At 53.3% G+C, this 13,168-nt stretch carries 9 protein-coding genes; 8 read left to right on the forward strand and 1 reads right to left on the reverse strand.

What is annotated here, in order from left to right; all coding sequences use genetic code 11:
- Window positions 1–175 precede the first annotated feature (175 nt).
- From pyk to ppk1, 4 genes are all read left to right on the forward strand, one after another.
- On the forward strand, window positions 176–1,930 hold the full coding sequence (pyk, locus tag J2T14_RS16515; protein WP_307200422.1) for a pyruvate kinase: 1,755 nt from the start codon (window positions 176–178) through the stop codon (window positions 1,928–1,930).
- A gap of 119 nt (window positions 1,931–2,049) precedes the next feature.
- Window positions 2,050–2,526, forward strand: a complete 477-nt coding sequence (locus tag J2T14_RS16520; protein ID WP_307472454.1) for an acyl-CoA thioesterase — start codon at window positions 2,050–2,052, stop codon at window positions 2,524–2,526.
- A gap of 26 nt (window positions 2,527–2,552) precedes the next feature.
- The gene (locus J2T14_RS16525) at window positions 2,553–2,945 is read left to right on the forward strand and encodes an FxsA family protein (RefSeq protein ID WP_307472456.1); all 393 of its coding nucleotides are present in this window, start codon (window positions 2,553–2,555) and stop codon (window positions 2,943–2,945) included.
- A 372-nt stretch (window positions 2,946–3,317) separates the two neighbouring features.
- Window positions 3,318–5,384, forward strand: a complete 2,067-nt coding sequence (gene ppk1, locus J2T14_RS16530; RefSeq protein WP_307200416.1) for a polyphosphate kinase 1 — start codon at window positions 3,318–3,320, stop codon at window positions 5,382–5,384.
- Between the two features lie 36 nt (window positions 5,385–5,420).
- Here the strand turns inward: ppk1 and J2T14_RS16535 are convergent, their stop codons facing one another.
- Window positions 5,421–6,953: a Ppx/GppA phosphatase family protein gene (locus J2T14_RS16535; RefSeq protein ID WP_307472460.1), complete on the reverse strand. Its 1,533-nt coding sequence runs from the start codon at window positions 6,951–6,953 to the stop codon at window positions 5,421–5,423.
- A gap of 300 nt (window positions 6,954–7,253) precedes the next feature.
- On the opposite strand from J2T14_RS16535, the gene citZ reads away from it, so the two are divergent.
- The 4 genes from citZ to recQ all read left to right on the forward strand — a co-directional run bounded on the left by citZ (window position 7,254) and on the right by recQ (window position 13,131).
- The gene (gene citZ, locus J2T14_RS16540; protein ID WP_307200412.1) at window positions 7,254–8,366 is read left to right on the forward strand and encodes a citrate synthase; all 1,113 of its coding nucleotides are present in this window, start codon (window positions 7,254–7,256) and stop codon (window positions 8,364–8,366) included.
- A gap of 118 nt (window positions 8,367–8,484) precedes the next feature.
- Complete coding sequence (gene icd / locus J2T14_RS16545) at window positions 8,485–9,780, forward strand: NADP-dependent isocitrate dehydrogenase (protein WP_307200410.1); 1,296 nt, start codon at window positions 8,485–8,487, stop codon at window positions 9,778–9,780.
- A gap of 158 nt (window positions 9,781–9,938) precedes the next feature.
- A complete protein-coding gene (mdh, locus tag J2T14_RS16550; protein WP_307200407.1) occupies window positions 9,939–10,883 on the forward strand; it encodes a malate dehydrogenase in 945 nt (314 codons plus the stop codon).
- A gap of 91 nt (window positions 10,884–10,974) precedes the next feature.
- A complete protein-coding gene (gene recQ, locus J2T14_RS16555; RefSeq protein ID WP_307472462.1) occupies window positions 10,975–13,131 on the forward strand; it encodes a DNA helicase RecQ in 2,157 nt (718 codons plus the stop codon).
- The last annotated feature ends 37 nt before the right edge of the window (window positions 13,132–13,168 follow it).

The following is a 13,168-nucleotide window of genomic DNA, read 5'->3' on the forward strand; positions in this document are numbered from 1 at the left end:
CCCATTTCCAAGCGTGCATGCTTAGAAATGATTGCGGAACGTTAGCTGGCGCCGTCAATAGCGGCTACAGCCGTTTACGCTTGTTAGAATCGGCTTGCTTCGCCCGGACTGGTTGCCGAAGCGGCCGCATTTGTATGAATATCGAATACTAGGCGTTAATCGGAGGAAAATGAACATGCGTAAAACTAAAATCGTTTGTACTATCGGACCGTCCAGCGAATCGTTGGAAAACACAAAAAAATTGATCAAAGCCGGCATGAACGTCGCTCGTCTTAACTTCTCGCACGGCGACTTCGAAGAGCACGGCAACCGTATCAAGAACATCCGTCTTGCCAACGCCGAGCTTGGAACGACAGTAGCCGTTCTGCTTGACACGAAAGGACCGGAAATTCGTCTGGGCAAGCTGAAGGAAGAGCCGATCGAGCTCATTCAAGGCGACGCGATTACGCTGACGACGGAAGAAATCCTCGGCGATCGTACTCGTATTCCGATTACGTACGGCAACCTTCCGAACGACGTAACGGTCGGTTCCACGGTTCTTATCGACGACGGTCTGATCGGACTGACGGTTGAATCGGTTGAAGGCACTGAGATTCATTGCCGTATCGTGAACAGCGGCCCAATCAAGAGCAAAAAGGGCGTTAACGTTCCAGGCGTGAAAATCTCGTTGCCGGGCATTACGGAGAAGGATGCGAACGATATTATTTTCGGCATCGAGCAAGGCATCGATTTCGTAGCGGCTTCCTTCGTGCGCAAAGCAAGCGACGTCCTTGAGATTCGCGAGCTGCTTGAGCGTCATAACGCAGGCCACATTCAAATCATCTCCAAAATCGAGAACCAAGAGGGCGTAGACAACCTCGACGAAATTCTTGAAGTATCCGACGGTCTTATGGTTGCTCGCGGCGACCTCGGCGTTGAGATTCCAGCCGAAGAAGTACCGCTCGTTCAAAAAAATATGATCAAAAAATGCAACCGCGTAGGCAAGCCTGTCATTACGGCTACGCAAATGCTGGACTCGATGCAGCGCAACCCGCGTCCGACTCGCGCAGAAGCGAGCGACGTAGCGAACGCGATCTTCGACGGCACGGACGCCATCATGTTGTCCGGCGAGACGGCTGCCGGCAAATACCCGGTTGAATCGGTTCAAACGATGTCCCGTATTGCAGAGCGCGCTGAAGCCGCTTTGGAATACCGCGAGATCTTCACGAAACAAGCGAACGCTCAGCAAACTTCCGTAACGGAAGCGGTGAGCCAAGCGGTAGCGAACTCCGCTCTCGACCTTAGCGCCAAAGCGATCATCACTTCGACGCAAAGCGGCTTCACGGCTCGTATGGTATCGAAGTACCGTCCAAAATCGCCTATCGTTGCGGTTACGACGGACGAGCGTGTCATGCGTCGCCTTGCGCTGATCTGGGGTGTCTTGCCGGTTAAAGGCGAAGATGCGGATACAACGGACGCCATGTTCGAAAATGCGGTAAAAGGCGGCATGAGCACAGGCCTTCTTAGCCTTGGCGATACGGTTATTATCACAGCTGGCGTACCGGTAGGCCGCGCAGGCACAACGAACCTGATCAAGATCCACCACATCGGCGAGCTTCTTGCTCAAGGACAAGGGATCGGCAGCCAAACGGCTACTGGCAAAATCGTAATCGCGCGCACGCCGCAAGAAGCGATTGCGAAAACGACAAAAGGCTCTATTCTTGTCGCAATATCGACAGACAAAGAGTATATGCCTGCGATCGAACTTGCCGGCGCGGTTATAACCGAGCAAGGCGGCATTACGAGCCATGCGGCGGTAGTCGGCCTGAATGTGGGTATCCCGGTCATTCTTGGCGTAGCTGGAGCGACTGAGCAACTCGAAGACGGCATGGAAGTAACGGTATACGGCGAGACCGGCGTAATCTACTCCGGACAATCGAAAGTCCTTTAATGATAAAAGCTGCTTCTCGCGAGGCAGGATATAGCGATAGTGAAGCGACGGTGAATTTGCCGTCGCTTTTTTGCAAATATAAGACATGATAAGCTATAAGCGAAGGAGCAGGAAACGCCATGGACACAACATCGGGATGGTATTTGCATCCGCTGCGCGTTCGTTACCAGGAAACGGATCAGATGGGAGTCGTTTTTCACGGCAATTATGTAACCTGGTTCGAAATTGGACGTACGGAATGGATAAGGAATGCCGGGTATGATTATAAAACGATTGAAGCAAGAGGTTTGCTGCTTCCCGTTATCGATCTGCAATGCCGTTATATAATGCCTGCCCGTTATGACGACACCGTTGTGGTATGCACGAGAATCGCGGAATGCACGCCGCTGCGTGTTTCCTTCGAATCGCAAGTGAGAAGGGTAGTCGTAGAACAGTTCGTATCAGGATCAGTGCCTTCTGGCAAGGAACTGCCGGGGGAGCTGCTCGTGGAGGGCGGAACGAAGCATGTATGGGTCAATCCGGAGTGGCAGCCGGCACGACTGAATAAAGTGATGCCGGAGCTGTACGAGCTCATTCGCGCGGGGGCTGGCGCATAACGAGAATAAGCTGGGAGGAATAGCTGATGAACAAATGGCTTTTAGCGGCGTTCGTAGTCATACCGATCGTCGAGCTATGGGGGATTTTGCAAATAGGTGATCTAATCGGCGGCTGGACGACGTTTCTTGTTCTCATCCTTATGGGACTGGTCGGCTCTTACTTGGCTCGCGCCGAAGGCCGTAAAGTCTGGGCTGAGGCGCAGCGACAGATGCAAGCGGGTCAAATACCGGGCCAAACGATGCTGGACGGCATATGCGTCCTTGTCGGCGGATTGCTGCTGCTGATGCCGGGATTTTTCTCCGACATTGTCGGGATCACGCTGCTCTTTCCGTTAACCCGCCCGTTCTATCGAATGTACATGCTGGGCTGGATCGAGAAGAGAATGCGCAGCGGCAATTTCAAGATAGGACGTTTCTAGACTAAGCAACATTTACGTTACCTTTACAATTGGCTAACATGGGAATAATAGTCGTCCATTACAATAGTAGTAATGCTAATGCCATTCGTGAGTCACGGACGAGCAGCTATGTTGGATTTTTGCAGGATAGAGCGTTTTAAGTGGACCGACTAGCTGCTATAGTGGATTTTTGCATTAACTTTGTGCTTGAACGGTCTTTATAAGGCCGTTTGAGTGAAAGTTATTGCACATATCCAACATAGGTTTTGAAAGCTCCCGGAATCGGCATAAGTTCATGCAATTATCCAACATAGACGCTTGTGCAACGGTTAAGCTAAACCGTTAATGAATGAAATGCCGACATCAGGCAGTTAGCCATGTAGGAGGATCACCTTGACCAAAAACGTATCGCAATATGTCAACCGGGATTTAAGCTGGATTGAGTTCAATCGCCGCGTGCTGCAGGAAGCCCAGGACGTGAGAAACCCGCTGCTGGAGCGGGCGAAATTTTTGGCCATCGTAACCAGCAATTTAGATGAATTTATGAGCGTGCGCGTAGCCGGCATTCAGGATCAGATGCGTGCAGGGCTGACGAAGACCGACTTCACCGGCTATACGCCTGGCGGCTTGTGGAAGCGGCTGATTAAACGCGCCACACAGATGGTGAACGAGCAATACCGTACATATCGCGAAGTGTTTCGCGGACTAAGCAAGGAAGGCATCTTTATCCGTTCGTTCGACGAGCTGAATGCGACGCAGACGAAGGCGGTATCGGAATATTTTCACGAGATAGTATTTCCGGTGCTGACGCCAATGGCCGTTGACCAGAGCAGGCCGTTCCCGCTTGTTCATACGAAGGAATTATATTTGGCCGTGCTTCTGCAAAGAGAAGGAGATTCGACGGAAGAAGAACCTCTATTCGCCATTGTGCAAGTACCGTCCATCTTGTCGCGGCTCGTGTCCGTACCCGGGAGAACGAACAGCAAGAAATCGGAGTTCGTTCTGCTGGAGGATCTGATCGAGCAATTCATCAATACGTTATTCAACGGCTATGTTCCGTTCTCCGTTCATCCGTTCCGCCTGACGCGGAATGCCGATCTGACGTTGGATGAAGAGGGCGCGGAAGATTTGCTCGAGGAAATCGAGAAGGAACTGCGCCGCCGCCGCTGGGGCATTCCGGTACGCCTGGAGATCGGCAAAGGAATGCATCCCTATGCGCTCGAAACGCTGCGCGAGGAGCTTGAGATCGAGGACAATTTATTCGAAATCGACGGTCCGCTGGATTTAAGCTTCCTGATGAAGTTCGTGAACTCGCTGCCGGGACACGATAACCTCAGGTATGAGAAAATGGAGCCTGTCTATCCGCGCGAATTCGATGATACGGACGATATGTTCGAGGTCATCAGGCAGCGCGACGTTCTGATGTACCACCCTTACGAGTCGTTCGAAGCCGTCAACGACTTCGTCATGCAGGCGGCTTATGATCCCGATGTGATGGCGATTAAGATGACGCTGTATCGCGTCAGCGGCCAGTCGGCGCTCGTGCAGGCGCTAGCCAAGGCAGCAGAATCAGGCAAGCAAGTAACGGTCGTCGTCGAGCTGAAGGCAAGGTTCGACGAGGAGCGGAACATTGCTTGGGCGCGCCAGCTGGAGAAGGCCGGCTGCCATGTCGTCTATGGTCTCGTCGGACTTAAGACGCACGCGAAAATCCTGCTCGTCGTGCGCCGAGAGCAGAGAACGCTCCGGCGTTACGTTCATGTCGGAACGGGCAATTATAACGACAATACCGCAACGTCGTACACCGATATCGGCCTCTTCACTTCCCATCCGGTTATCGGGGGCGACGCTTCGGCATTGTTCAACGAGGTGACGGGTTATTCGTCGCCTTACGAATGGAAAGCGTTCGGCGTTGCTCCTTCCGACCTGAAGGAGAAGCTGTACCGCCTGATCGACCGCGAACGCGATAATGCGCTTGCAGGCAATCCGGCGCGCATCATTGCGAAGATGAACTCGCTGTCCAATCAAGAGATGATCGACAAGCTGTACGAAGCCTCGCAGGCGGGCGTGAAGATTGAGCTGATCGTACGCGGCGTATGCTGTCTGCGTCCTGGCGTCCTCGGGCGCAGCGACAATATACGGGTCATCAGCATCGTTGACCGCTTCCTGGAGCATGCTCGGATTATGTATTTCAGCAACGGCGGCGAGGAAGAAATCTACTTGTCCAGCGCCGATTGGATGACGCGGAACTTGACGCGGCGGATCGAGCTTATGTGTCCGGTGTTCGACGAATCGTTGCGACAAATATTGATTAATATGCTAAAGTTGAATTTAGACGACAACGTAAAGGCAAGAGAACTGAAGCCGACTGGCCTATATGAGACGATAACGGAAGAGGGACAAGAGCCGTTCCGCAGCCAGTTCGAAGCGAGGCATATAGAGAAATGGAAAGGCCGCGCATAGCGCGGCCTCTATCATGTATACATAAGTCGTGTATAGTCATTCGAATGCACTGGGCAGCGAGAGCAACGGCGATAAGCCCCATAGCTTCTTGAATTCGGATGCAAGCTCTTCGATCTCGCGCTGCTCGACCGCCAGCGTACCTCTCGGTTGAATCGGGCGAAGCTGAAGCGACGAGCCCGATGCTTGGATGAACAGCTGGCCGATCGCCTGCGTTTCGCTCCGATCCAGCGCAATGGATAGCTGAAGCAGCGCTCCAAGCTTGTAGACGAGCTCGAGGTCGGTATCTTGCAGCAGTTCCCGGTATTCGGACATTTGCTGCCTTGCACGGCTCTTGCTCTTGTAAGAGGCGATGGCGGCCGTCATGATGATCTCGCGATGGGACATGCCGTTTAGATGCGAGTTGACAATCAAGTAGAAAGAATGTCTGGCATATTCGTAATAGTCGATCGAAGCGCCGATTCGGAACAGCTTCGCGGCCGAATCGAGCAACACGCGGGCATTGCCAGACAACTGGTGCAGAAATTGAAGCGAATCATAAAGTTCCAAAGCAAGGCGTCCGACCTGCATCACATGCTGACGGGGCGCTTCGGGATGGAGCGCGCTAAGATTGTTTAAGCTGAACGCAAGCACATCGTCTTGCCTCGAATGGTTCGGGAAGCGCGTCGCATGGAACAGGCCGTCGCGCAACCCCGCACCGCAAATTTGATAATGCGTCGCTTTGACGGCACGGTACAGGATACGCAAGATGGCAATGCCCGGCACGACGACGTCTGCCCGGTCCTTGGATAAGCCGGGGAGCTTGCGGCGCTTGTCGAGCGGCAGCTTGCGCATCTGATCGAAGAGCAGGTCCGTCTCTTCGCTCTTTATGGTGTAGTTATGCGTATGCGGAAACGGATATTTATAGGCAGCCTGATGCATTTTGCCGAGCGCCCGAACGGTACCGCCGACTCCAACGAGCGGCAAGCCGGGCGATGCGCCGATCCAAGGTTCGCGCTTGACCGCTTCGTTAACGAAGGCCTCTAGCGATCTCAATGCCTCGTCGGAGATCATGCCCTTCGGTCCGAACTGTTTGTTCAAGCTGACGCAGCCGAAAGGAAAGGATACCGATCTAACGAGGGTGCGGTTGCGGAACAAGCTTAGCTCCGTGCTGCCGCCGCCGATATCGATGAGGAAGCCGTCTCGGATGCTAAGCGAATTAATCATGCCGAGGAAGCCGTAAGACGCTTCTTCTTCACCGGAAAGCAGCTCGATGTCGAGCCCCGTCTCACTCTTGATGCGGGTCAATATTTCGGAGCAGTTGCTCGCATTGCGCACGGCAGCCGTAGCAACGGCGCGTATATGGCCGGTATGATGATGCGCGCAGATCATCGTGAAATGGCGCAGCGTGACGATAAGCTCATCGAGCGCTGCGTCGTTCAGTCTGCCGTTCTCATCGATTCTTTCGCTGAGCCTTGCAGCTCGTTTGCTCCCGTCGGAGACGCGATGCGCGCCGTTCGCAGTCCTTTCGTAGACGACGAGCCGGACGGAGTTCGAGCCGATGTCGATGATTCCGATGCGTTGTCCTGTCATGATGAGCCTCCGTTCCGGCAAGTTTTGCATGCCGTTTCTCTTTTGGACATTTTACCACTATATACGACTGATTAAAAATAGTTTTCGGTCACGGCTAAAATGGGAGCAAATGGGGAAAAATGCAGCAGGAGCTAACGCGAAAACGTCCTGCGAAAAATAATTAATGATGCCGATAAAGCATTTTTATGTCCGATTTTGTTCACTTCACCCGTAAAATCATTTATGATTAAGAGCGACGGTAAAGAAACGAACCCTAATTTATTTCTCGAAATCAAATTTCTGGTTAAAGGAGAGAGAACGATGACAGCAACTAAAGGTCTAGAAGGAATCGTCGCCGCGGCGTCTTCCATCAGCTCAATCATTGACGGAGTATTGACGTATCGCGGTATCGATATCGACGATCTAGCAGCAAACGCAACTTTTGAAGAGGTCGCTTATCTGCTTTGGTACGGTAAACTTCCTAATCGTTCCGAGCTTGACGCCTTGCAGAAGCAATTGGACGAATACGCAGCCGTGCCTGCAGCCGTTCTTGATCAAATCAAGCTGTATCCGAAGGATACGAATTCGATGGCCGCTCTCCGCACAGCCGTATCCAGCCTTGCGTTGTATGACAGCGCTGCTAACGAGATGTCCGCGGAAGCCAATCTCTTGAAAGCGATCAAGCTTCAAGCTCAGCTTCCTACCCTTATTGCTGCTTTTGCCCGCATTCGCGATGGCAAAGAGCCGGTAGCTCCTAAAAAAGGCGTATCCATCGCCTATAATTTCTTGTACATGCTTACAGGCAGCGAGCCCGCCGAAGTCGCGATCAAAGCTTTGGACCAAGCGCTCGTGCTCCACGCCGATCATGAGCTTAACGCTTCCACATTCGCAGCGCGCGTAACGGTTGCAACGCTTTCCGACATATACTCCGGCGTCACTTCCGCTATCGGCGCTTTGAAAGGCCCTCTCCACGGCGGCGCGAACGAAGCCGTAATGGTGATGCTTGAGGAGATCGGCTCTTTCGCTAATGTGGAAGGCTACATCAACAACGCGCTTGCGAACAAGCAAAAAATTATGGGCTTCGGACACCGCGTTTACAAAAACGGCGACCCGCGCGCGAAACATTTGCAAAAGATGTCCCGTGAACTCGGCAAGCTGACAGGCAACATGGAATTGTACGAAATGTCCGTTAAGATCGAAGAGCTGGTTACCGGTCAAAAAGGCCTTAAGCCTAACGTCGATTTTTACTCCGCTTCGGTGTACACGACGCTTCAGATTCCACGCGACCTGTTCACGCCGATCTTCGCGATCAGCCGCGTATCCGGCTGGTGCGCGCACATTCTTGAGCAATACCAAGACAACCGCCTCATTCGTCCGCGTGCGGACTATGTAGGTCCGGTAAATGCGAAATACATTCCGATCGACGAGCGTTAATCGCCCGCCTCGGCAATGAATGAGCGAGGACGGGCTTTGCGTTCGTTCTCCTTTTTGCGGAATATGCAACATCTAATAGGCTTGCTATGCAAGCAACATTTTGAGGAGGATTTCATTCATGGCTCAATTCGAAAAATACGCGCTTCCAACAGAGGGCGACCAAATTACGATTGACAACGGCGTGCTTAAAGTGCCTAACAACCCTATCATTCCTTTCATCGAAGGCGACGGCACAGGCCGCGACATTTGGCGCGCTTCGAAACGCGTACTTGATGCAGCAGTCGAGAAAGCATACAGCGGCAGCAAACAAATCGCTTGGTACGAAGTTTTCGCCGGCGAAAAAGCATTTAACACATACGGCGAGTGGCTTCCTGCCGACACGCTGACAGCGATTCGCGAATACATCGTGGCGATCAAAGGACCTTTGACTACGCCAATCGGCGGCGGCATCCGTTCCCTGAACGTTGCGCTTCGCCAAGAGCTTGACCTATACACATGCCTTCGTCCTGTTCGTTACTTCGCCGGCGTTCCGTCCCCGGTAAAACGCCCTGAGCTGGTTGACATGGTCATCTTCCGTGAAAACACAGAGGACATCTACGCGGGTATCGAGTACCAAGAAGGTTCCGCGGAAGTGAAGAAAGTCATCGAGTTCCTGCAAAAAGAAATGGGCGTTAACAAAATCCGCTTCCCTGAAACTTCCGGTATCGGCATTAAGCCAGTATCCAAAGAAGGTTCTCAGCGTCTTGCCCGCGCCGCGATCGAATATGCGATCAAGCATGGCAAGAAAACCGTTACACTCGTACACAAAGGCAACATCATGAAATACACGGAAGGCGCGTTCAAAAACTGGGGCTATGAAGTGGCTGAGCAAGAATTCGCCGAGCAAACTTTCACATGGGGCCAATACGACCGCATCAAAGAAGCTGAAGGCGCTGAAGCTGCAAACAAAGCACAAGCAGAAGCGGAAGCAGCCGGCAAAATCGTCGTAAAAGACGCGATCGCCGACATCGCCCTTCAACAAGTATTGACACGTCCGACTGACTTTGACGTTATCGCTACGCTTAACCTGAACGGCGACTACTTGTCCGACGCTTTGGCTGCGCAAGTTGGCGGTATCGGTATCGCTCCAGGCGCGAACATCAACTACTTGACCGGCCACGCGATCTTCGAAGCTACTCACGGCACAGCTCCGAAATATGCGGACAAAGACGTTGTAAACCCAGGCTCGGTTATCTTGTCCGGCGTTATGATGCTTGAGCACCTTGGCTGGCAAGAAGCGGCTGACCTTATCTATAAAGGCATGGAAACGTCCATTAACAATAAAACGGTAACGTATGACTTCGCACGCCTGATGGAAGGCGCGACGGAAGTGAAGTGCTCGGCGTTTGCTGACGAAATCATTAAAAACATGTAATCCAACCCTTTCTGTTATACACTGGAGCGCGCAGCGATTTTTAATGGTATACATTGGAATGTGTGCTTGCATGTATGGGAACAAATAAATATATAGCTTGATTGAGAGGGGACGTTAAGTCCCCTTTCGGCTTGCTGTCAATCGGGAGGAGTGATTCAATGGCTATCAAACGCAATAAGATTACAGTGGTAGGCGCAGGCTTCACGGGTGCTACGACAGCGCTTATGCTTGCTCAGAAAGAACTTGGCGACGTTGTTCTTGTCGACATCGCGCCGCTCGAGAACCCGACGAAAGGCAAAGCGCTCGACATGCTCGAAGCGACTCCTGTACTCGGCGTTGATGCTAACATCATCGGTACTTCCAACTATGAAGATACGAAAGATTCGGACGTTGTAATCATTACTGCTGGTATAGCCCGCAAACCAGGCATGAGCCGCGACGACCTCGTCAACACAAACGCCGGCATCGTGAAGTCCGTATGCGAGAACGTGAAGGCGACTAGCCCTAACGCATACGTGATCATCCTTAGCAACCCGGTTGACGCAATGACCTATGTTGCATTCCAAACGCTTGGTTTTCCCAAAAACCGCGTTATCGGTCAATCGGGCGTACTGGATACGGCTCGTTACTGCACGTTCATCGCGCAAGAGCTTAACGTATCCGTTGAAGACGTTCGCGGCTTCGTGCTTGGCGGCCATGGCGACGACATGGTGCCGCTCGTTCGTTACTCGAACGTTGGCGGGATTCCAATCGAAAAGCTTATCCCTGCTGACCGCATCGAAGCGATCGTGCAACGCGCTCGCGTAGGCGGCGGCGAGATCGTTAACCTGCTTGGCAACGGCAGCGCGTATTATGCGCCTGCGGCATCGCTTGTTCAAATGACGGAAGCGATTTTGAAAGACAAAAGACGCATTATTCCCGTCATCGCATTGCTTGAAGGCGAATACGGCTATGACAACCTGTTCATGGGCGTACCGACGATCATCGGCGGCGACGGCATCGAGAAAGTGCTTGAGCTTGACCTGACCGCCGAAGAGAAAGCGGCGCTTGATAAATCGGCACAGTCCGTTCGCAACGTTATTCAAATCGTTACAGCAGGCTAATACGGCCAGCATTATAGCATTTCGTTTGGGAGGACCCTGACAGACAGCTGCCAGGGTCCTTCTTTGCATCGAACCGGGGGAGGGAATCGGATTGATCGAACAAGCCAGACAAGCGTTGAAACGAGTATACGGGTATGATTCGTTCCGCAAGGGGCAGGAAGATATTATTGCAGGCATTATGAATGGGAGAGACACGCTAGCCATTTTGCCGACCGGCGGAGGGAAGTCGATCTGCTACCAAATCCCGTCTATGCTGCTGCCGGGTACATCGCTCGTCATATCGCCGTTAATATCGCTGATGAAGGACCAGGTTGACGCGCTTCGCCGCGTGGGGGTATCCGCGGCTTACTTGAACAGCTCGCTTAGCGCGTCCGAATATAGGGACGTTATGCGCAGCGCGATGCAAGGCGAATACAAGCTGCTCTACGTAGCGCCTGAGCGGCTCGACGCGCCGATGTTCCAATCGTTATCGGAGCAGCTTGCCATACCGCTTATCGCCATTGACGAGGCGCACTGCGTCTCGCAATGGGGGCATGACTTCCGTCCGAGCTACCGCCAGCTTGCGGGCTGGATCGCCAGGATGGCGAACAGGCCGCTCGTAGCGGCGTTCACCGCTACCGCAACGACGGAAGTGGCGGAAGACATCTCCGCGATGCTGAAGCTGCGCGACCCGAACGTCTTCGTAACGGGCTTCGCAAGGCCGAACCTTTCGCTGTCAGTCGTGACGGGCGTCGATAAGAAGAAGTTTCTTGAGAAGTTCATCGCGGGACGCAAGGAGCAGTCCGGCATCATTTATACGGCTACCCGCAAGGAAGCGGAGGACGTATGCTCGTCCTTGATCCGCAGCGGCATCGCGGCCGGCAAGTATCACGGCGGACTGTCCGATACGGAAAGGGCCGATACGCAGGAGAAGTTCCGGTTCGACGAACTTCGAGTCATGGTGGCAACGAACGCATTCGGCATGGGAATCGACAAACCTAACGTTAGATACGTGCTGCACTGGCAGATGCCGGGCGATCTGGAGTCATACTATCAGGAAGCCGGCAGAGCTGGACGCGACGGCGAGGAGAGCGAATGCATCCTGCTGTTCGAACCTGCCGATATGCAGGTTCAGCGCTTCCTGATCGAGCAGGGAACGGGCGATACGGACCGCAAGTCGATTCAGCTGTCGAAGCTCAATACGATGATGAACTACAGCCGGACGCAGCGTTGCTTGCAGCAGTTTATCGTCGATTACTTCGGCGAGACGGGGGTAGAGGCATGCGGCAAGTGCAGCAGCTGCCTCGATAAGAGCGAGCCTGTCAACCGTACGGAGGAAGCGAAGATGGCGCTCTCCTGCGTTGGCCGAATGAAAGGACGCTTCGGCGTTACGATGGCAGCCAAAGTACTTAAGGGCTCGCGCGATAAGCGGCTTCTGGAATTCGGGCTCGATCGGTTGTCTACGTACGGCCTTATGCGCAATATGCCGGAGAAGGAGATCGCCGATTGGCTATACTGGCTCGTAGCCGAAGGATATTTGCGGCTTAGCGACGGTCAATATCCGACCGTCTCGCTTACGGCGAGCGCCCTCCCGGTGCTTGAAGGGCGCGAGATGATTATGCAGCGGATGCGGACGACGGTTCGTCAGGCCGCTTCCTCGGACAGCTTCGCCGCATCGCCATTATTCGATGCGCTCAAACAATGGCGCAAGGAGCGAGCGTCGGCTGAAGGCGTACCGCCGTTCATGCTGTTCTTCGACGCAACGCTGAAGGAGATATCAGTCGCTCATCCGCTAAGCGTTGACGAATTGCTGAACGTCAAAGGAATCGGCGCAGCCAAGGCGGACAAGTATGGAGCCGATCTTATTGCTATTCTTCAGAGTTTCGAAGGGGGAGGCGATGGTCAGGCGTCAGCCGGTGTCAAGTTATCTGCTTCTCCAGTAGAAAGGCGGGCGCCGCAAAGCGATGACGAGCAGCCTAGCCATATCGCAACGTTAGCCATGTTCCAAGCGGGCCATGAGCTAGGCGAGATTGCGAAGGGGAGAGGACTCAGCAAGGTAACCGTCGAAGGACATATTATCCGCTGCGCCGACGAGGGGCTTGAGGTCGACTGGAGTCGCATCATACCGGAAGCCTACGAGCAGCAGATCGTGGATGTGATCGGGGAGATTGGAACGGAGAAGCTTCGTCCGATCAAGGATGCATTGCCTGAGGAGATTTCCTATTTCGCTATCCATGGCGTCATGAGCAAGTACGGCTTCAAAGAGTAAGCTCTATCGGTGACAGAAAGAGACGAAAGTTCGTTAA

It is taken from the genome of Paenibacillus harenae, assembly GCF_030812415.1.
Lineage (GTDB): Bacteria > Bacillota > Bacilli > Paenibacillales > Paenibacillaceae > Pristimantibacillus > Pristimantibacillus harenae_A.